Source organism: Sinorhizobium numidicum (genome assembly GCF_029892045.1).
GTDB classification, from domain to species: domain Bacteria; phylum Pseudomonadota; class Alphaproteobacteria; order Rhizobiales; family Rhizobiaceae; genus Sinorhizobium; species Sinorhizobium numidicum.
In genome coordinates this window covers 1,214,051-1,233,129 of the sequence record NZ_CP120368.1, presented here as the reverse complement: position 1 = coordinate 1,233,129, position 19,079 = coordinate 1,214,051, and the positions used below count along the sequence as shown (strand labels likewise).

Sequence of the window (19,079 nt, the reverse complement as noted above, 5' to 3'; positions counted from 1 at the left end):
AAGGCCGGAATGATCCAGATCACCGGCCTCTGCGCCCGCATCGCGGGCCGCCTTCTCATCGACAATGCTTTCGTGACGCTACCTGCGGGCACGAAGGCCGGACTCGTCGGGCGTAACGGCGCCGGCAAATCGACGCTTTTCCGGATCATCAGCGGTGATTTTCCGGCCGAGGCAGGCAGCGTCTCACTGCCGAAGAGCGCCCGCATCGGCCAGGTGGCGCAGGAAGCGCCCGGTACAGAGGAGCCTCTGATCGAGATCGTGCTGAGGGCGGACAAGGAGCGCACGTTGCTTCTCGCAGAGGCCGAAACCGAAACCGACCCGCACAGGATTGCGGAAATCCAGACACGGCTTGCGGATATTCGCGCCCACTCCGCGGAAGCGCGTGCGGCAACCATCCTCGCCGGCCTTGGGTTCGACCACGATGCGCAGCGACGCCCCGCCTCCTCCTTCTCCGGCGGCTGGCGTATGCGCGTGGCGCTGGCAGCCGTCCTCTTTTCCGAACCGGATCTGCTGCTCCTGGACGAACCTACCAACTACCTCGACCTCGAGGGTACCTTGTGGCTCGAGGACTATATCCGCCGCTATCCGCATACGGTGATCATCATCAGCCACGATCGCGACCTTTTGAATACGGCAGTAAACGCGATCGTTCACCTCGATCAGAAGAAGCTCACCTTCTATCGCGGCTCCTATGACCAGTTCGAGCGGCAGAAGGCCGAAGCCGACGAATTGCAGATGAAAGCGAAAGCCAAGAACGAGGCGGCGCGCAAGCATCTGCAGAGCTTCATTGACCGCTTCAAGGCAAAGGCGTCCAAGGCCCGCCAGGCCCAGAGCCGCGTCAAGGCCCTTGAGCGCATGGGCACCGTGGCGGCGGTTATCGAGGAGCACGTTCAGGGTTTCTCCTTCCCCGACCCGGAAAAGCAGGTCGCCTCGCCGATCGTCGCCATTCAGGGCGGCGCTGTCGGATACGAACCGGACAAGCCTATCCTCAAACGGCTCAATCTCCGCATCGACGCGGACGACCGTATCGCGCTGCTCGGCTCCAACGGCAACGGCAAATCAACCTTCGCGAAGTTCATCTCGGGCCGCCTCCAGGCGGAATCCGGCGAAGTACGAATCGCTCCCGGGCTGAAGATCGGATTTTTCGCCCAGCACCAGCTCGACGATCTCGTCCCGACGCAGAGCGCCGTTGAGCACGTCCGCCGGCGAATGGCCGATGCGCCGGAAGCAAAGGTGCGCGCTCGGGTCGCGCAGATGGGCCTCGCCACCGAAAAGATGGAAACGCCCGCCAAGGACCTCTCCGGCGGCGAGAAGGCGCGGCTTCTGATGGGGCTTGCCGCTTTTGACGCGCCGAACCTGCTCATCCTCGATGAACCGACCAACCACCTCGATATCGACAGCCGCAACGCCTTGATCGCCGCGCTCAACGACTATTCAGGCGCGGTCATTCTCATTTCTCACGACCGGCATCTGATCGAAGCCACGGCCGATCGCCTGTGGCTGGTACGCGACGGCACGGTCGCGAATTACGACGGCGATCTTGAGGATTACCGCAGCCTCATCGTCGGCGGCCCGAAATCAAGGGAGGATAAGCCGAAGCTCAATGGAGCGGACGAAATCCTGTCGAAGGCGGACCAGCGCAAGGCCAATGCCGACAAGCGCGCTTCGCTGGCGCCGCTCAGGAAAAAGATTAACGAAATCGAGTCCTTGACCGGAAAGCTGGAAAAACTGATTCACGCTCTTGATGCGGAGCTTGCAGATCCCGCCCTCTACGAGAAGGCCCCGGCAAAGGCTGCCCAGCGGGCGAAGGAACGCGCGGAGGCGGCCGAAAGGCTGGCGCAAGCCGAAGAGCAGTGGTTCGAGCTATCGGCCGAATATGAAGAGGCGATGGCGGGTTAAACCCGTTGAATCGGCGGAGCCCATGAGTGAACGGGCCAGAGCAATCAGCCGAGCTCGAACGTCGTGATGCCATAAATCCGCGCAAGCGGAAGATCCGGCGCCGGCCCGCGATACATCCGGGCGGTTTCGAAGACCGGCTTCATGTTGTAGCGTTCGCACAGCGCCCGGGCGGACGCATTCGGCTCGGGGATGTCGAGATAAACCTGAGCACCCTTGGTGGCGGCCGCGAGCTTCCGAAATATCAGATCAGCGCCCGTCTCGCTATCGGCGAACAGTGGCCCGATCTTGAACCCCTCGCGGCATTCCCGAAGGGTTCCGTAGCCGACGATCGTTCCGGCGCGCAGCAGAACGACGGTTCTACGGGTCTTCAGTTGCTTAGTCCATTCGCGCAGGAAAGCGTCGCGGCGTGCAGGATTGAAGCCTCGGTCATAGTCAATCAGCGCTGCCGCATGGATCGGCGCGGCATCGATGAGGTTGGTACCTGGAGGCTCCCTCACATCGACAACGCCGCCATACCGCACGTTCGCGTGCGAGCGGGCAAAGCCGGACTTCCGATAGTTCTCCTGTTGGGCTACGACCCCGTCGAGACCGATCGTTCGTTCACCCGCTTCGGCGATCGCCCGCTTCCATAATGCCAGGCCGATGCCCTTGCCCCGATAGGCCGGCTGAGCGACATAGAAGCCGAGAAAGGCGTAATCGCTACCATAGCGCACGAGGGAAATGGCAGCGGCGAGCATGTCTTCTTCGCAGGCGACCCAATAACCTTCCGGATCCGCGGCCCAAAACGCATTGGCGTCCTCAAGTCCGGGATTCCAGCCTTCCTTCGCAGCCCAGTCGATGATGATGTCAAGCTCGGCGCGGGTCGCGTGGCGAATATGTGACATTGCAGATCCTCAACAACGCTTCGGCAATCGGACGATACCGACAGCCGCTTTTTCTTTACCTCTGACGACAACCAGATTCGTTTGCATCTTGTCCACCCAAGATGACAAGCTAATTTCGAGGTTGGAAGTCGGCTTGCCCGGCGTTCCCAATCTGCTACAAGGGTCGGGAATAAATCATACTAATCCGAGCGAAACACCATGCCTCCCATTCAAATTGCCATCGTCGGCGTCGGTAAGATCGTGCGCGACCAACACCTGCCGGCCCTCGCGAAAAACGCAGACTATCGGCTGATAGCAGCGGCCAGCCGCCATGGAACCGTCGATGGAATCGACAATTTCAAATCGATCGAGGCGATGCTGGACGCGGTGCCGGCGGTCGAAGCGGTCTCGCTTTGCATGCCGCCCCAATACCGGTACGAAGCTGCCCGCGTTGCGCTTGAGGCTGGCAAGCACGTCTTCCTCGAGAAACCGCCGGGTGCGACCCTGAGCGAGGTGGCGGATCTCGAGGCGCTGGCGGCAAGCAAAGGTCTCTCGCTTTTTGCCAGCTGGCATTCGCGCTATGCGCCGGCAGTGGAGGCCGCCCGAACATTCCTCGCATCAACCGCGATCCGCAGCGTCAAGATCATCTGGAAGGAGGATGTCCGCCACTGGCATCCGAATCAGGAATGGATCTGGGCAGCCGGCGGACTTGGCGTGTTCGACCCGGGCATCAACGCCCTGTCGATTATTACGCATATCCTGCCGCGCCCGATCTTCATAACGTCGGCGACGCTCGAATTTCCCGAGAACCGCGACGCGCCGATCGCCGCGACCATCGCGTTCAGCGACGCCCGGAAGCTCGATGTTTCCGCGGAGTTCGATTGGCGACAGACTGGCAAGCAGAGCTGGGACATCGTTGCCGAAACCGACGCCGGCGAGATGCTGCTGTCGGAGGGAGGCGCCAAGCTCGCCGTCGACGGCAAGATCGTCCATGAAGAGCCCGAGCAGGAATACCCGATGCTTTACCGGCGCTTCGCCGAGATCATCAAGGCAGGCAGGTCGGATGTCGACCTCGCGCCCCTGCGGCACGTCGCGGACGCCTTCATGCTTGGTCGCCGCAAGTTCGTCGAGGCGTTCCACGACTGAGCGTTCGCCCTTACCATGATAGAAAGAACCGCGAAGCCCGCGGGGGTTTGGCGTTAAAGGCAGCCTTCAGGCCTTCTTCTCCCAACGGCCATCGCGGTTCTGCTGCCAATAGGTGAGGTTGTGCCCCTCGCCCTTGAGCCGCTTCCATTGACTTCGCGCCGCCTCGAGCTGCTGCTGATCGTAACCGTCGAACATGAAGATGACGCGCTCGTAGTCCGATACGGGCGGCGGCTCCGCGCCGTCGACGAGGAAACGTGCGGTCGCGCCGTTCTGATTGCTTTCGTCGGCAACGATGAGGATCGGCTGGTCGGCCGCGAAGTCGCCTGCATCGGTGCCGTGCGGCAGGAAGCTGTCATCCCGGTAGACCCACAGATGCGTGTCCAGTGCGTCGCGCCTGTCGGCGTCGGCCGTTTGCACGACGACCCGCCACCCGCGCTCGATGCTCTTGTCGAGCAGCGGTGGCAGGGCATCTTCAAGTTTCGATTCCGTCAGATGATAGAAAAGGATCTCGGTCATGCCGATCTCTCGCGGACACCCGCTTGGCTGATGCGCGCCTTCAGGATTCGTAGCTCGCGCGGACGAATTCGTCTAGAAGGCGCACGCCGAAGCCGGAGCCCCAGGACTGGTTGATCTCGTCGCTCGGTGAGCCCATCGCCGTTCCGGCAATATCGAGATGCGCCCAGGGCGTGTCCTTGACGAAACGCTGCAGAAACTGCGCCGCCGTCACCGAGCCGCCGTGCCGACCGCCGGTGTTCTTCATGTCGGCGAACTTGCTGTCGATCATCTTGTCGTATTCCTTGCCAAGCGGCATCCGCCACAAACGCTCCTGCGTCGTGATGCCCGCCGCAAGCAATTGCTCGGCCAGCCGGTCGTCGTTCGAGAACAGGCCGGCATAGTGGCTGCTGAGCGCCACCATGATCGCGCCGGTGAGCGTCGCAAGGTCGATCATCGCCTGTGGCTTGAAACGATCGTTGCAATACCAGAGCGCGTCGCAGAGAACGAGCCTGCCTTCGGCATCGGTATTGATCACCTCGATCGTCTGCCCGGACATCGAGGTCACGATGTCGCCCGGTCTTTGAGCGCTGCCGTCCGGCATGTTTTCCACCAGCCCGATGATGCCGATGGCGTTGACGTTTGCCTTGCGCGCCGCAAGGACATGCATGAGGCCGGTCACGGCGGCCGCGCCACCCATGTCACCCTTCATTTCCTCCATGCCCGAGGCGGGCTTGATGGAAATACCGCCCGTATCGAACACCACTCCCTTGCCGACGAAAGCGATCGGTTTGTCTTTCGCCTTACCACCCTTCCACTGCATGACGACCAGACGCGGCGGTCTTGAGGACCCCTGAGCGACGCCAAGCAATGCGCCCATGCTGAGCTTCTTCATCTCGCGCTCGGTTAAAACCTCGACGTCGACGCCGAGCTTTTCCAGTTCCTTTGCCTTGGCGGCAAATTCCACCGGCCCGAGCACATTGGCCGGCTCGTTGACGAGATCGCGCGCCAGAAACACGCCCTCGCCGGTTGCCTGGGCGGTAGAGAACGCCTTCTTCGCCGTGATCACCGCACCGGTGACGATGGTGACCTTGACGGGCTTTTGCTGAGGTTTGGCTTCGTCGTCGGACTTCTTGGTTTTGTAACTGTCGAAATTATAGGCGTTCATCTCCATGCCGAGCGCGAAATCCGCGGCGGCCTTGCCCGTTACATCGACGCCGGGTGCATCGAGAAAGATCGTGACTTTTTCGGCGGAGCGCAGTTTCGCGGCCGCGGCGCCTCCGGCCTTCAGCCAATCATGGTTCTTGACCGCAGCCGCGTCTCCGAGACCGAGAAGGAGGATCCGGTCCGCCGGCGAACCGTGGGGAGCGACGATGTCGAGCGTGGAGAGCGCCTTACCCGTAAACTTCCCGATCTTCGCGGCCTTCGGGAGGACACCTTCCGGGTCGACGACAGCCGCGCCGGCGGCTTCCTTAGAGCTCGACGTCTGCAGAAGGACCGCGACGCCGCCAGCGGGACGATGGGACTTGCTGAAGGCGAATTCGAATTTCATCGGCATGAAAGGCTCCGGGCATTTTCTGATTGATTGCGCCGTTCTGTTACCGGACGGCTACAGCGGCAAACATTCGCGATGTCGGCCATGGTCAAGGCTGTGGCGCGCACACTTCTCGCTTTTGAAGCGCTTGGCAAGATGCCTGCACATGTTTACATGCGGTTAACCGTAGCTCTTCGCCTTATATTATGCCTGTTGTTCCAGATTCTGATAAAGCGGCGCGGGGAACGAAGACTGGTCCGACCGGGCAGCGAATCATTTAGACTCGCGCGGGCGAAGGGTATGGGAAGCTTGAGCAGGATTTTGGACCGGATACGGACATGAAGCTGATCGAACGCTACATCTTCCGGCGCGCAGCGGTCATGTTCCTTGCAACGCTCCTGCCGCTGCTCGGTATAGTCTGGACTACGCAAGCCCTGACTAACGTCAATCTCGTCACCGACAGCGGCCAGTCGATCTTTGCCTTCCTGAAGCTTGCGACGTTGATTCTGCCGTCGGTGGTTCCGATCATCCTGCCGTTCGCGCTGGTCATCGGCGTCACGCAGACGCTGAGCGTAATGAATACCGATTCGGAGCTCACGGTGCTCAGTGCGGCCGGCAGCTCCCGAATGTCTATCATCCGGCCAGTGATATTTCTCGCCGTCGGGCTGAGTGTCCTCTCTTTCGCCATAGACAATTTCGTCGAACCCTATTCACGCGTCGCGGTGCGCAAGATGATCGCGACAGCTCATGCGGATCTGCTCTCCTCCGTCGTACAGGAAAACGCCTTCCGCAAGCTTACTGACGGCCTTTACGTGCAGGTGGGCGCCCGCCGCGGCGGCGGCGTGCTGCAAGGCATCTTCGTTGCCGATTCGCGCGACCCGAATTTCGAACTCGTCTACTATGCGCGCGAGGGCGCAGTCGACGAGAAGAGCTCGGCCCTGGTGATGAAGGACGGCGAGGTTCACCGCAAGCTGCCGGACGGCGACGTTTCTGTCATCAAATTCGATTCCTATGCCTTCGACCTGACGGATATGACCAAGATGGCCAGCGAGGCCAATATCCGCGCAAAGGATCGCGACCTCTTCTATCTGCTTGATCCCGACCCGACCGATTCGGCCTATAAGAGAGCTCCGCTGGCATTTACGGCAGAGCTTCATCGGCGATTCACCGAGTGGACATTCCCGCTGCTGTTTGGGCTCATTGCGCTCGTCGTCAGCAGCGATGCGCGGTCGCACCGCGAGGCTCGCGTCCACCCGATGGTCAGTGCCCTAGGGGCGGCGCTGGTCATTCGCTGGATGACCTTCTATGCGGGCAACAGCGCCGAAGACTCGCTATGGTTCGTGCCGCTCATGTATTTCGTACCGCTTGCGACCGGCGCGCTCGCCATTCACCAGCTCGCCAGCAATCGCCGCCTCGACATACCCATGACCTGGAAGGAAAAGCTTTCCGAGCTCATGATTCGGCTTCGGCTCGTGCGATCGGCAGGCGCTGAAGGGGAATCGGCATCATGATTCTCGACACGCTCGGGCGCTACTTCTTCAAACGATACGCCACCACCACGGTCGCGTTTCTCATCGGTATTTTTGCGCTGATCTTCATTCTCGATTTCAGCGAACTAACCACCCGCATGTCGACATTGCCGCACTATACGGTCACGGGCGCGCTGCTGATGACAGCATTTCGCATCCCGACCATCCTGCAGCAGACGATTCCTTTCGTGGCGCTCTTTGCCGCGATGGCCGCGCTGATTTCGCTCAACCGACGGTACGAACTGGTCGTGACACGGGCGGCCGGCATTTCCGTGTGGCAATTTCTTCGTCCCTTCGTCCTGGGCGCGTTTCTTTTCGGCGTGGTGGCCGTAATCGCTCTCAACCCGATCGCGGCTTGGGGAACGAAGAAAGCCGAAGCACTCGAGGCGGAGTGGGGATCCTCCCGTTCGGCTGCAACGAACTCAGTTCCCTGGTTGCGCCAGATCTATGACGGCACCGACACGATTATCGGCGCACGCTCCGTCCAGAACGGCGGCACGGAGCTGATTAACGTCACAGTCATCCACTTTGATCCACAGGGAACGATCATTCTCAGGCAGGATGCGAAGTCGGCGAAACTCGAAGATGGTTACTGGCTTCTTAACGATGTTGTCGAAACCGGAAATGGACGGTTGCCGCGTCGTTCGGAAACGGCACAGCTTCGCACCAATCTGAAACCGGAATTCGTTCAGGAGCGCCTGGCGAAGGCTGATTCTATTCAGATTTTTGACCTTCCGCGGAAAATCGAAGTGGCGCGATCATTCGGGTTTTCCACCAACGCCATGGAAACGCAATTTCACTCTCTGCTGTCGCTGCCGCTGCTTCTCGTCGCGATGACTTTGATAGCCGCGTGCGTCTCCTTAAAATTTAGCCGGTTCAATCAATCGCGCTCCGTAATTCTCGGTGGAATCCTGTCAGGGTTCGTGCTTTATGTCGTCACCGTGCTTGTCAAAGCATTCGGGAGCAGCGGTATTGTGCCTCCGTTCGTTGCAGCCTGGTTGCCAGTTGTTGTAGCGATGGCGCTGGGCTCGACGATTCTACTGCATCAGGAGGATGGCTAGTGGCGGCAGGCAACCGCGAACGCATGAAGCTGATCAAGGCTACCCTGCTTGCAGGCGTGGCGCTGCATACCCTTGCCATCGGACTGAATGCGCCAGCCATGGCGCAGGCGCAAATCGATACGCTGCAGCCAAATATTCCGGCGGACGCCAAGTTACTGCTGTCCGCCAACGAGCTCGTTTACAATCGCGACACGGAAAAGGTGACCGTGCGCGGTAACGTCCAGATCGACTATGGCGGCTACAAGATGGTAGCCCGCCAGGTCGAATACGATCAGAGGGCAGGCCGCATTCTTGCGAGCGGCGAAATCCAGTTGATCGAACCGGGCGGCAATGTCGTTTATGCCGATAAGATGGATGTCACCGACGATTTCGGCAACGGTTTCGTCGAGGCTTTGCGGATCGAGACGACGGATCTGACGCGATTGGCGGCAGAGACCGGCGAGCGGCGCAATGGCGAGGAGTTCATCCTGAACAAGGCCGTCTATACGGCCTGCACTCCATGCGCGACCAAGCCGGAGCACCGCTCACTGTGGCACATCAAGGCGGAACGGGTTATCCAGAACGGCAGGACGCGCACGATCCGGCTTGAAAAGGCTTATTTCGAGCTTTTTGGCAAACCGATCGCCTATATTCCGGTGATGGAAATTCCCGACCATACGGTCAAGCGCAAGAGCGGCTTTCTGTTTCCGGAGTTCAGATATACGCAGAAACTCGGCGCCGGCGTGGGCGTACCCTATTACTGGGCGATCTCGCCCTACATGGACGCTACGGTCACCGCCACCGGGCTGACCCGTCAGGGCTTCCTGCTCGAGGGCGAATTCCGCCAGCAGTTCCACAACGGTCTGCACACCCTGAACGTCGCCGGCATAAGCCAGATGGACAAGGACCAGTTCACACCGGGAACGGTGGATGCACTGGAAACCAATCGCGGCATGGTGGCGTCCAGAGGCAAGTTCGAAATCAATCCGCGCTGGGCCTTCGGCTGGAACGTCCTCGTCCAATCGGACAACAACTTCGCGAGGACCTACGACCTGTCGACGTTCGACGGAACGACTTATGTAAACCAAGCCTATCTGACAGGCCTCGGAAAGCGGAATTATTTCGACCTCCGCGCATTCTACTTCGACATCCAGGATGCTGATCCGGACAGCAATGAGGAAAACCAGCAGCCGATCGCTCAGGTCCTCGATTATTCCTATACCGCACCGGAACCGGTCATGGGTGGTGAACTCAATGCCGACATCAACTTCACGAACGTCAAGCGCAATCGGCTCGACAGCTACACGGTACTTGGCGTCGAGCGCTTCCGCGGCCTCGAGGGTACGTCGCATCGCCTGACCGGCGAACTCGAGTGGAAGCGTACGTTCATCGCGCCCGGCGGACTGGTGTTGACACCGCTTCTCGCCGCACGCGGCGATGCCCTCGGCCTCAATATGGACGATCCCGGCCCTGCCTATACCGGTGACTACACAAACAGCGATGCGGCAACACGGCGGATGCTGACGGCCGGCCTCGAGGCGCGCTACCCGATCCTCTTCGCCGGTGAGGGAAGCAGCCATGTTCTGGAACCAATCGGGCAGCTCTATGCCCGACCGGACGAACAGCTTGCTGGTGCCCTGCCGAATGAAGATGCCCAAAGCTTTGTCTTCGACGCGACCAACCTCTTCGACCGCGACAAGTTCTCCGGCTTCGATCGCGTAGAAGGTGGAACGCGCGCCAATGTCGGGCTTCGCTATACCGGAAGCTTTGACAGTGGCTATGGCCTGCGTGCCATCGCCGGCCAATCATTTCACCTCGGCGGCCTCAATTCGTTCGCAACGGACGATCTCGTCAAGGCGGGTGCGGATTCCGGCCTGGAAACCAAGCGTTCCGACTATGTCGCGATGGTCGGTATCGATGCACCCTCCGGTCTGATGGCGAGCCTCTCCGGACGACTGGACGAGAAGGACCTCGCTCTGCGGCGTGCCGATGCGACGGTTGGTTATCTCGGCCTGACATGGCAGGCGGCGCTGACCTATACGCGAATCGAAGCACAACCGCTTTATGGCTCTGAATTCGATCAGGACGAAGTCCAGACGGCAGCCGCCTTCAGGTTCCACGAGTATTGGTCGGTCTTCGGCGCGCTGACCTATGACATCACCAGAGACGTCATATCCCGCAACGGTTTCGGCATCACCTATGACGATCAGGACACGCTGTTTTCAATCGTCTACAAGCAGGAGCGCGACACGGACAGCTCGCTTGCAAACGACTGGTCGATCGGCGCCCGCATCAGCTTCCGTACGCTTGGTGATGTCAATGTGGGCGAGACCAGGTTCGAGGAACTCGATTACTTCTGAGACCGGGCAGGCGTCGATCGCCTGTCTCCTTCCGCGGCGTTAACGTGAGCACGACAGCAATCGCCGCGCCGGAACAAGCGACCCGCGGCGGTGCTCGATCGTTCATGCGGTCTTGTCATTGTTTAGCCGCATGTATTATGCATTCCCTCGACATTAGGGTAAGCGCGGGCTGGCGGCCCGACAGAAGGCCGCAGGCGGATGAAGCGCGGGACGAACAAGGAAAGATCATGGGCGGGAAAATCTCGATCTTGAGGACGCTCTCGGCGCTGGCGCTCGCTGGAGCGTTGAGTGTTGCCGTGGGAGCGGTTGCGCAGGCCGCGAGCCAAGTGAAGGTGATCGTCAACAGCGTGGTGATCACCTCGAGCGATATCGCCAAGCGCGCGGCGTTCCTTCGCCTTCAGCGGCAAAGCGGCGGCGCAGAGGCGGCGAAGCAACAGCTCATCGATGAAGTGCTGAAACGCGGCGAGATCGCCCGCGTCCAGCAATCCGTCAGCACGGCGGATGTTGACGCTGCGTATGCGCGTTTTGCCGCAGGAAACAAGCTTTCGCCGGAACAGCTCGGCAAGGTTCTGGACCAAGCCGGTGTCGGGGCCGAGCATTTCAAGCAGTATATCGCCATTCAGATGAGCTGGCCGCGCGTTGTGAATCTTCGCTATGGCAACGCCGGCCGCCTTTCCGGTGGCGACCTCGTCAAACGGATGATGGAGAGCGGCGGCAACAAGCCCGTGACGACGGAATATTTCCTCCAGCAGGTCATCTTCGTCATTCCGGAATCAAAGCGCGGCGCGATCACGGCGAAGCGGCAGGCGGAAGCGAATGCTTCGCGCTCGCAGTTCCCCGGTTGCGAAACATCCAAGGCTTTTGCAGCAAACTACCGTGACGTATCGATCCGCAATCTCGGCCGCCTGCTCGCGCCGCAATTGCCGGAGGAGTGGAAGCCGCTTGTCGAAAAGGCCGGCGACGGCATGACGACTGGAACGCGCGTCACGGAAAAAGGCGTCGAGTATCTGGCGATCTGCAAAAAGCGCCAGGTCAACGACGATACGGCCGCCGAAATCGTCTTCCGCACGGAAGACCTCGGCAAGAAAAAGGCCGGCGGAGAAGATCCGAACAGCGTGAAATTCCTGGAGGAACTGCGCGAAAGGGCGCAGATCGTCAACAAGTAACACGGGCCATTATGGACAAGACGAGCGGCAGGCCAATCGCCCTGACGATGGGCGATCCGGCTGGGATCGGCCCGGATATCAGCCTTGCCGTGTGGGCAAGCCGGGTCACGCGGCCGACGCCGCCCTTCCTGTTCATTGGCGACCCTTCGGTGCTCTCGGCACGTGCGAAGGCTCTCGGTCAAACTGTGCAGATAAGGGAAACCGACTGTTTCGAAGCGCACTCGGCCTTCTCTGAGTCCTTGCCCGTGCTGCCGATCCCCTGCCCCGCAGCCGTTGTCGCCGGTCAACCGAATGCGGCCAATGCTTCGGCCGTCACCGATGCGATCGATATAGCCGTCCGCCTCGTGATGGCGGGCGAGGCATCAGCCGTCGTCACCAATCCGATCGCGAAGGCCGTACTCTACGAGGCAGGCTTTCGTTTCCCGGGACATACCGAATATCTCGCGGACCTCGCCACGAAAGCCACAGGGCTGCTCGTCATGCCGGTGATGATGCTGGCCGGCCCGAAGCTGCGCGCAGTTCCCGTGACCATCCATATTCCGCTGAAGGACGTCCCCGGTGAACTGACGCCGGAGCTCATCTACCGGACCTGCACGATCACGGCTGCGGATCTTAGAAGCCGCTTCGGCCTGACAGCGCCGCGTCTGGCCGTCGCCGGCCTCAACCCGCATGCGGGCGAAGGGGGCGCGCTCGGCCTAGAAGACGACGCTGTCATACGCCCCGTCATCGACCGGCTCCGCGCCGAGGGATTGGATGTTGTCGGCCCGCTTCCGGCCGACACGATGTTCCACGATCGAGCGAGAGAAATCTACGACGTCGCGATCTGCATGTACCATGACCAGGCGTTGATACCGGCGAAAGCGCTCGGCTTCGACGACAGCGTCAATGTCACGCTCGGGCTGCCGTTCATCAGAACATCGCCGGATCACGGCACGGCTTTCAGCCTTGCGGGGAAAGGCGTTGCACGCGAGGATAGTCTTCTCGCGGCACTGCGCCTGGCGGCGGAACTTGCCGACAATGCAGAAGGGATGCCTCGCTGATGGCAGCACTCGACGGTCTGCCGCCGCTTCGCGATGTGATCCAGCGCCATGGTCTCGACGCGAAGAAGGCACTTGGACAGAACTTCCTGCTCGATCTCAATCTTACCCAGAAGATTGCACGCACAGCCGGTCCGCTCGACGGCGTGACCGTCATTGAAGTCGGGCCCGGTCCCGGCGGTCTCACGCGGGCGATTCTCGCGCTTGGAGCCAAGAAGGTCGTCGCTATCGAACGCGACGCGCGCTGCCTGCCGGCCCTTGCCGAAATCAGTGCCCATTATCCGGGCCGGCTTGACGTCATCGAGGCCGACGCGCTGAAGGTGCCGTTCGAGACGCTGGCCGAGGGGCCAGTACGCATCATCGCCAACCTCCCCTACAATGTCGGCACGCAACTCCTCGTCAACTGGCTGCTGCCGGAGCGCTGGCCGCCCTTCTGGCAGTCGATGACGCTCATGTTCCAACGCGAAGTGGGCCTCAGGATCGTCGCGAGCGCCGACGACGACCACTATGGCCGCCTCGGTGTCCTCTGTGGCTGGCGGACAAGGGCACGCCTGGCGTTCGACATTCCGCCGCAAGCCTTCACGCCGCCGCCGAAGGTAACCTCCACGGTCGTTCATCTCGAACCGATCGACAATCCGATCCCCTGCGCCGCTTCGGCCCTCGAGAAAGTGACCCACGCTGCCTTTGGGCAGCGCCGGAAGATGTTGCGCCAAAGCCTGAAGCCACTCGGTGGCGAGGCGCTACTTGCAAAGGCAGACATCGATCCGCAACGCCGCGCCGAAACGCTGACAGTGGAAGAGTTCTGCCGGCTGGCCAATTCCATTTGAGGGGCACAGTCAAAGCGCGAACAGACTTGAAATCAGGTTATTGGCTAGAAGGGATTTTCCGTCAGGAGCCCGTTGACGAACTCGAAAAGGCCGGGCCGCCGGTCGCGGCGCAGCCGCTCAGCTTCGACGATCGCTCGAACGGAGGAGAATGCTCGATCGAGGTCATCGTTGATGACGATGTAGTCGTACTCCCGCCAGTGTTCGATCTCCGCCCGCGAATTGGCGAGCCGGGTCGCAATGACTTCCTCGCTGTCTTCGGCGCGACGATGCAGCCTCGACTGCAGCTCGGCCATGGACGGCGGCAGGATGAAGATCGAGACGACATCGCCCGCCATCCTCTCCTGCAATTGCTGAGCACCCTGCCAGTCGATATCGAAGAGCATGTCACGGCCTTCAGCCATCGCGGCCTCCACGGCATCGCGCGGCGTGCCGTAGAAGTTGCCATGCACCTCTGCCCATTCGAGCAGCGAGTCCGTCGCTCGAAGCGCCTCGAATTCGCGGATCGACTTGAAATAATAATGCCGTCCCTCGATCTCACTCGGGCGTCGCGCGCGCGTCGTGACGCTCACCGAAATGCTCAGTTCCGGATCGGCTTCGAGTAGATTGCGCGCGATCGTCGACTTCCCGGCGCCCGAGGGCGACGAAATCACGAGCATCAATCCGCGACGGGCAATCTTGATGGGCGAAACGGTCGCCGGCTTCATGTCTTACTCCAGATTCTGAACCTGTTCGCGGAACTGGTCGATGACCACCTTCAATTCGATACCGGCGGCCGAGACTGCGGCAGCATTCGATTTCGAGCAGATCGTATTCGATTCGCGGTTAAATTCCTGTGCAAGGAAATCGAGCTTGCGGCCGACCGGCCCGCCCTTTGCAAGCAGATCGCGCGCTGCCGCGATATGCGAGCCGAGACGGTCGATCTCTTCGCGGAGGTCGGCTTTGGTCGCAAGCAACGCCACCTCCGCATGCAGCCTTTCGCGGTCGAGCGTAGCGGCGCCGTCCATGATGAGCGCGACCTGCTGCGCCAGCCTTTCAGCAATGGCTGACGGGCTGCGCGATGGGTCGTTCTCAACCACCGTCGTCAGGCGCTCCATCCTGTCCACGTGCGCGAGCAGGATTTGCCCGAGCCCACGTCCCTCCTCCTCCCGCATCGCCCGGAGGTCGGCAAGGGCCTGTTCCAAGCCGGCGAGGATGTCGGCATCGCGCGCGGTGCGATCGTTCTCGCTTTCCTCCGGCTCGCGGAAATCCACGATACCTCGAATCGAAAGCAGCGTATCGAATTTGAGCGGCGCCGGATCGACCAGTTCACCGAGCTGCTCGCGGAGCTTCAAGACGGCGGACAAGGCACCCTGATTGACGACGGCTTCGACCGCCGCCTCGCCACTGCTGACGGACAGGCCGATCTGCAAATTGCCACGGGAGAAATACTCCGAAGCAAGACGCCGACAGTCAGGCTCGAAGCGCTCGAGTCCTTGCGGCAGTCGAAGCCGAATATCGAGCCCCTTGCCGTTGACCGACCGCAATTCCCAGGCCCAACGGTAACGCCCGGTGCTCCCCTCTCTCCTGGCAAAGCCGGTCATCGATTGGAGCGGCATCATTTCCTCCGTTCGGTTTCGCAGAAGCAATAAGGCGGCGGCGCGGCATCCCGCAAGGGATATCCACGCCGCCGTCAAGCCATCCACAATGCAGCCGGTCGTTACTGCGCGTAGAGCGGGATGAGCAAGTATGCGCGGTTTTCCGCCGCATCCCGCTCTAACTTATCAGACTCGATCAAGCTTGTGATCTATTGGGCGGTTACAGCATCCTGGGCGGCCTTCGCCGCCTCTGCCGCCTTCTCTGCTTCAATCTTTCGCCAACGCCGAACGTTCGCGTTGTGTTCGTCGAGCGTCGCGGCGAAGACATGCCCGCCGGTGCCGTCGGCGACGAAATAGAGTTCCGGGGTGCGCGAAGGATTGGCTACCGCTTCCAGCGCCGCGCGGCCCGGGTTTGCGATTGGTGTCGGCGGCAACCCCTTGATAAGATAGGTGTTGTACGGCGTTTGTTTGTCGAGGTCCGACTTCAGGATCAGTCGATCCGCCGGCTTGCCGTCGCCACCAAAGATACCATAGATGATCGTCGGATCCGACTGCAGCCGCATGCCTTTCTCCAGGCGATTTATGAAGACGGAGGCAACCCGCGGCCGTTCGTCCGCCCGCCCCGTTTCCTTTTCCACGATGGAGGCCAGCGTCACGAACTCCTCAATCGTCGAGACAGGCAGGTTCGGATCGCGTTTCTCCCATATCTGCCCGACCAGCGCTTCCTGCGCCGCGATCATCTGCTGGACGATTTCGCCGCGTTTCGTGCCACGGGTGAACTTGTAGGTGTCCGGCTTGAGCGAACCTTCGGGCGGCAATTCCTGCGGCAGATCACCGGCAAGAACCGTGTCGTCAGCAAGCCGGCGGAACATCTGCTTGACGGTCAGCCCCTCAGGCAGCGAAACGGAATAGAGGATCGACTTGCCGGACTTCAGCAGTTGCATGATCTCCTGCATCGAGGACCGGGCTTTGATCTCGTATTCGCCCGCCTTCAGCGTCTCGTCATCGAGATAGGCTTCGGAGACGAAGCGGAAGACGCGGCTGTCCGAGATGATGTTGTTGCGCTCGAGTCCGCTGGCAATTTCGCTGACGCCGGCACCGCTTCGAACGATGAAGTTCTTGTTTGCTTCCAATGGCCCCGGCTTTTCATATTCGTGCATCGCATAATAGACGGCCCCGGCAGCCGCCAGCGCCACGAAAACGATTACGGTCATCAGGAAGTTGAGAAAGATGACGACCTGGCTGCGCGCCTTGCGCGAACGCTTGGGCGGTTGCGGAACCTTTTCCGGGCGCAAAGCCTCGCTTGCCGATTTCGGAATGATCGGCCCGTTGCTCCCGGTTTCATTGCGGCCGAATTGCGCCGCGCTGTTGTCGCTTGAGTCGCTCACGATGATCCCGAATCCGAAATTCGCCACTTCAATCGAACTGCCGCCGGTGCGAATTTCGGCTTAGACCGACAGCAAGCGTGAATGTGTCAGAGCAATCGATATTCTACAATTGTCAGATGTGCCTTGCGCGAACATAGCCCTTTGGTGGCGACACCCAAGGCGGCACCTTTCCATCGACAGCTTGTAGCGAGCATTGCGGCAAAAAGCAGGATCACCGACCAGCTCTGAACGGGATGAAAAAGCGTGAAACGGTTTTCCGCTCATGCCTCCCCCGAATCAGAGCCGATCCGTGAATGATCCTCGCCATCAATTGCCGTTGTATCGGCGCAGAACCAGCGACGCGTTTGTGCCGCCGAAGCCGAAGGAGTTCGACAATGCCACATTGATTTCGCGCTTGCGCGCCACATGCGGCACCAGATCGATCTTCGTCTCGGCCGAAGGATTGTCGAGATTGAGGGTGGGCGGGGCGACGTTGTCGCGAATCGCCAAGGCGGAGAAGATGGCCTCGACCGCGCCTGCAGCTCCGAGCAGGTGCCCAATCGCCGACTTGGTCGAAGACATGGATATGTTGGGCGCGCTGTCGCCGACCAGCCGCTCGACAGCGCCGAGTTCGATCGTGTCGGCCATGGTGGAGGTGCCGTGGGCGTTGATATAGTCGACGTCGGAAGCTTTCAGGCCGGCGCGCTTCAATGCCATCTGCATGCAGCGGTAAGCGCCGTCGCCGTCCTCGGACGGAGCGGTGATATGGAAAGCATCCCCGGAAAGGCCGTAGCCGACCACTTCGGCATAGATCTTCGCGCCGCGCGCCTTCGCATGCTCCAGCTCTTCCAGAATAACGATGCCCGCGCCTTCGCCCATCACAAAACCGTCGCGATCGGTATCATAGGGACGCGACGCCTTTTCGGGATTGTCGTTATGCTGGGTCGAAAGCGCCTTGCACGCGGCAAAGCCCGCGAGCGAGATGCGGCAGATCGGCGATTCGGCACCGCCCGCTACCATCACATCGGCATCGCCGAGCGCGATCAGCCGGCTTGCATCTCCGATCGCATGCGCGCCCGTCGAGCAGGCCGTGACGACCGAATGGTTTGGGCCGCGCAGCTTGTGGCGAATGGAAACCTGGCCGGAGGCAAGATTGATCAGGCGGCCGGGAATGAAGAAGGGCGAGATACGACGCGGACCCTTGTCGCGGAGCGTATAGCCGGCATCGACAATGCCCTCCAGACCGCCGATACCGGAACCGATCAGCACGCCGGTCGCAATTTGATCCTCGTCGCGCTCCGGCTTCCAGCCGGCGTCCGCCAGCGCCATGTCGGCGGCAGCCATCGCGTAGACGATAAAGGGATCGACCTTGCGCTGCTCCTTCGGCTCCATCCAATCGTCGGCATTGAAGCTGCCATCAGCGCCGTCGCCGAAGGGGATGCGGCAGGCAATCTTGGCGGGGAGATCCTCGACCTCGAATTCGGTAACCCTGCGGGCGGCATTCTGGCCGGCGACAAGTCGCGACCAACTGACCTCGGTTCCGCAACCCAAAGGCGATACCATGCCGGTACCGGTGATAACGACACGTCTCATAACCCGTGACCCACCCTGACTGTTCAACTCCAGAGCCGGAGCGGACCACGCGTGACGAGCCCGATCCGTTTATCCGTAGTAAATATTCTAGCAGCGACCAGAGGAAAGGCGGGAACGCTTTGCTGATCGAGAACCCGCGGTCGACGCAGGCCAGCCCACTTCCCTAGGCTGTGCGGGCCGCACAAGGCGGCCCGTCGACGGCCTTAGCCGTACAAAGAATCAGGCCTGGGCCTTCTCGATGAACTTGACGGCGTCGCCAACGGTCAGAATCGAATCCGCTGCGTCGTCCGGAATCTCGACACCGAATTCTTCTTCGAATGCCATGACCAGTTCGACCGTGTCGAGCGAGTCCGCGCCGAGATCATCGATGAAGCTAGCGCCTTCGCTGACCTTTTCGGCGTCAACGCCAAGATGATCAATAACAATTTTCTTCACGCGTTCTGCGATATCGCTCATGTCGGAGTTCCTCGACCTTTGTTTATCTGCGGCGCCATTCTGGGCACCGGTACTCAATCAAGCCTGATAGACCAAGATGGTCCAACGGGCAATCCATCCAACCGTGTCCGCGGAAACCCATGGCAGCGGGGCTGCCGGACAACCTGGCCGGGCCGGTCGACTGCGCACAGTCATGGCCCGATTAACACGGTTTATG

Annotated in this window: 16 protein-coding genes; 8 read left to right on the top strand and 8 right to left on the bottom strand. The window is 60.8% G+C overall.

Annotated features, from left to right (window positions below; translation table 11 throughout):
- The first annotated feature begins 9 nt into the window (after positions 1-9).
- The gene (locus tag PYH37_RS16985; RefSeq protein WP_280732650.1) at positions 10-1,899 is read left to right on the top strand and encodes an ABC-F family ATP-binding cassette domain-containing protein; all 1,890 of its coding nucleotides are present in this window, start codon (positions 10-12) and stop codon (positions 1,897-1,899) included.
- Positions 1,900-1,943: 44 nt separating this feature from the next.
- Here the strand turns inward: PYH37_RS16985 and PYH37_RS16980 are convergent, their stop codons facing one another.
- Entirely contained in the window at positions 1,944-2,783 is an 840-nt protein-coding gene (locus PYH37_RS16980; RefSeq protein WP_280732649.1) for a GNAT family N-acetyltransferase, read from the bottom strand.
- 198 nt (positions 2,784-2,981) lie between these two features.
- Here PYH37_RS16980 and PYH37_RS16975 point away from each other — a divergent pair, with 198 nt between their 5' ends.
- Positions 2,982-3,908 (top strand): Gfo/Idh/MocA family protein, encoded by a 927-nt coding sequence (locus PYH37_RS16975; protein WP_280732648.1) that lies wholly within the window; start codon positions 2,982-2,984, stop codon positions 3,906-3,908.
- A 66-nt stretch (positions 3,909-3,974) separates the two neighbouring features.
- Here PYH37_RS16975 and PYH37_RS16970 read toward each other — a convergent pair whose 3' ends face one another.
- Together PYH37_RS16970 and PYH37_RS16965 are read right to left on the bottom strand one after the other, a co-directional pair.
- Positions 3,975-4,424 carry a DNA polymerase III subunit chi gene (locus PYH37_RS16970; RefSeq protein WP_280732647.1) on the bottom strand — a complete coding sequence of 150 codons (450 nt, stop codon included), beginning with the start codon at positions 4,422-4,424 and terminating at the stop codon, positions 3,975-3,977.
- Between the two features lie 40 nt (positions 4,425-4,464).
- The gene (locus tag PYH37_RS16965; protein WP_280732646.1) at positions 4,465-5,958 is read right to left on the bottom strand and encodes a leucyl aminopeptidase; all 1,494 of its coding nucleotides are present in this window, start codon (positions 5,956-5,958) and stop codon (positions 4,465-4,467) included.
- A gap of 314 nt (positions 5,959-6,272) precedes the next feature.
- Between PYH37_RS16965 and lptF the strand changes: the two genes are divergently transcribed.
- The 6 genes from lptF to rsmA all read left to right on the top strand — a co-directional run bounded on the left by lptF (position 6,273) and on the right by rsmA (position 13,893).
- Positions 6,273-7,445: an LPS export ABC transporter permease LptF gene (gene lptF / locus PYH37_RS16960; protein ID WP_280732645.1), complete on the top strand. Its 1,173-nt coding sequence runs from the start codon at positions 6,273-6,275 to the stop codon at positions 7,443-7,445.
- Positions 7,442-8,524 carry an LPS export ABC transporter permease LptG gene (gene lptG / locus PYH37_RS16955; protein WP_280732644.1) on the top strand — a complete coding sequence of 361 codons (1,083 nt, stop codon included), beginning with the start codon at positions 7,442-7,444 and terminating at the stop codon, positions 8,522-8,524. Before lptF ends, lptG begins: the two co-directional genes overlap by 4 nt.
- The gene (locus PYH37_RS16950; RefSeq protein WP_280732643.1) at positions 8,524-10,863 is read left to right on the top strand and encodes an LPS-assembly protein LptD; all 2,340 of its coding nucleotides are present in this window, start codon (positions 8,524-8,526) and stop codon (positions 10,861-10,863) included. The genes lptG and PYH37_RS16950 overlap by 1 nt, the downstream gene beginning before the upstream one ends.
- Positions 10,864-11,090: 227 nt before the next feature.
- Positions 11,091-12,029, top strand: a complete 939-nt coding sequence (locus PYH37_RS16945) for a SurA N-terminal domain-containing protein (RefSeq protein WP_280732642.1) — start codon at positions 11,091-11,093, stop codon at positions 12,027-12,029.
- A gap of 11 nt (positions 12,030-12,040) precedes the next feature.
- Positions 12,041-13,069, top strand: a complete 1,029-nt coding sequence (gene pdxA / locus PYH37_RS16940) for a 4-hydroxythreonine-4-phosphate dehydrogenase PdxA (RefSeq protein ID WP_280732641.1) — start codon at positions 12,041-12,043, stop codon at positions 13,067-13,069.
- Positions 13,069-13,893, top strand: coding sequence for a 16S rRNA (adenine(1518)-N(6)/adenine(1519)-N(6))-dimethyltransferase RsmA (gene rsmA / locus PYH37_RS16935; protein ID WP_280732640.1), 825 nt, complete (start codon positions 13,069-13,071; stop codon positions 13,891-13,893). Before pdxA ends, rsmA begins: the two co-directional genes overlap by 1 nt.
- Before the next feature lie 44 nt (positions 13,894-13,937).
- Here the strand turns inward: rsmA and gmk are convergent, their stop codons facing one another.
- From gmk to PYH37_RS16910, 5 genes are all read right to left on the bottom strand, one after another.
- Positions 13,938-14,597 carry a guanylate kinase gene (gene gmk / locus PYH37_RS16930; RefSeq protein ID WP_280732639.1) on the bottom strand — a complete coding sequence of 220 codons (660 nt, stop codon included), beginning with the start codon at positions 14,595-14,597 and terminating at the stop codon, positions 13,938-13,940.
- Between the two features lie 3 nt (positions 14,598-14,600).
- The gene (locus PYH37_RS16925; protein WP_280736075.1) at positions 14,601-15,488 is read right to left on the bottom strand and encodes a YicC/YloC family endoribonuclease; all 888 of its coding nucleotides are present in this window, start codon (positions 15,486-15,488) and stop codon (positions 14,601-14,603) included.
- 188 nt (positions 15,489-15,676) lie between these two features.
- Positions 15,677-16,855, bottom strand: coding sequence for an endolytic transglycosylase MltG (gene mltG, locus PYH37_RS16920; RefSeq protein WP_280732638.1), 1,179 nt, complete (start codon positions 16,853-16,855; stop codon positions 15,677-15,679).
- 306 nt (positions 16,856-17,161) lie between these two features.
- A complete protein-coding gene (gene fabF, locus PYH37_RS16915; RefSeq protein WP_280732637.1) occupies positions 17,162-18,427 on the bottom strand; it encodes a beta-ketoacyl-ACP synthase II in 1,266 nt (421 codons plus the stop codon).
- Between the two features lie 219 nt (positions 18,428-18,646).
- On the bottom strand, positions 18,647-18,883 hold the full coding sequence (locus PYH37_RS16910) for an acyl carrier protein (protein WP_003531676.1): 237 nt from the start codon (positions 18,881-18,883) through the stop codon (positions 18,647-18,649).
- Between the last annotated feature and the right edge of the window lie 196 nt (positions 18,884-19,079).

What these genes read in the sequence shown, in the direction of transcription:
- PYH37_RS16985 (WP_280732650.1), top strand. Translation starts at nt 10, where the DNA reads ATGATCCAGATCACCGGCCTCTGCGCCCGCATCGCGGGCCGCCTTCTC.
- PYH37_RS16980 (WP_280732649.1), bottom strand. Translation starts at nt 2,783, where the DNA reads ATGTCACATATTCGCCACGCGACCCGCGCCGAGCTTGACATCATCATC.
- PYH37_RS16975 (WP_280732648.1), top strand. Translation starts at nt 2,982, where the DNA reads ATGCCTCCCATTCAAATTGCCATCGTCGGCGTCGGTAAGATCGTGCGC.
- PYH37_RS16970 (WP_280732647.1), bottom strand. Translation starts at nt 4,424, where the DNA reads ATGACCGAGATCCTTTTCTATCATCTGACGGAATCGAAACTTGAAGAT.
- PYH37_RS16965 (WP_280732646.1), bottom strand. Translation starts at nt 5,958, where the DNA reads ATGCCGATGAAATTCGAATTCGCCTTCAGCAAGTCCCATCGTCCCGCT.
- lptF (WP_280732645.1), top strand. Translation starts at nt 6,273, where the DNA reads ATGAAGCTGATCGAACGCTACATCTTCCGGCGCGCAGCGGTCATGTTC.
- lptG (WP_280732644.1), top strand. Translation starts at nt 7,442, where the DNA reads ATGATTCTCGACACGCTCGGGCGCTACTTCTTCAAACGATACGCCACC.
- PYH37_RS16945 (WP_280732642.1), top strand. Translation starts at nt 11,091, where the DNA reads ATGGGCGGGAAAATCTCGATCTTGAGGACGCTCTCGGCGCTGGCGCTC.
- pdxA (WP_280732641.1), top strand. Translation starts at nt 12,041, where the DNA reads ATGGACAAGACGAGCGGCAGGCCAATCGCCCTGACGATGGGCGATCCG.
- rsmA (WP_280732640.1), top strand. Translation starts at nt 13,069, where the DNA reads ATGGCAGCACTCGACGGTCTGCCGCCGCTTCGCGATGTGATCCAGCGC.
- gmk (WP_280732639.1), bottom strand. Translation starts at nt 14,597, where the DNA reads ATGAAGCCGGCGACCGTTTCGCCCATCAAGATTGCCCGTCGCGGATTG.
- PYH37_RS16925 (WP_280736075.1), bottom strand. Translation starts at nt 15,488, where the DNA reads ATGCCGCTCCAATCGATGACCGGCTTTGCCAGGAGAGAGGGGAGCACC.
- fabF (WP_280732637.1), bottom strand. Translation starts at nt 18,427, where the DNA reads ATGAGACGTGTCGTTATCACCGGTACCGGCATGGTATCGCCTTTGGGT.
- PYH37_RS16910 (WP_003531676.1), bottom strand. Translation starts at nt 18,883, where the DNA reads ATGAGCGATATCGCAGAACGCGTGAAGAAAATTGTTATTGATCATCTT.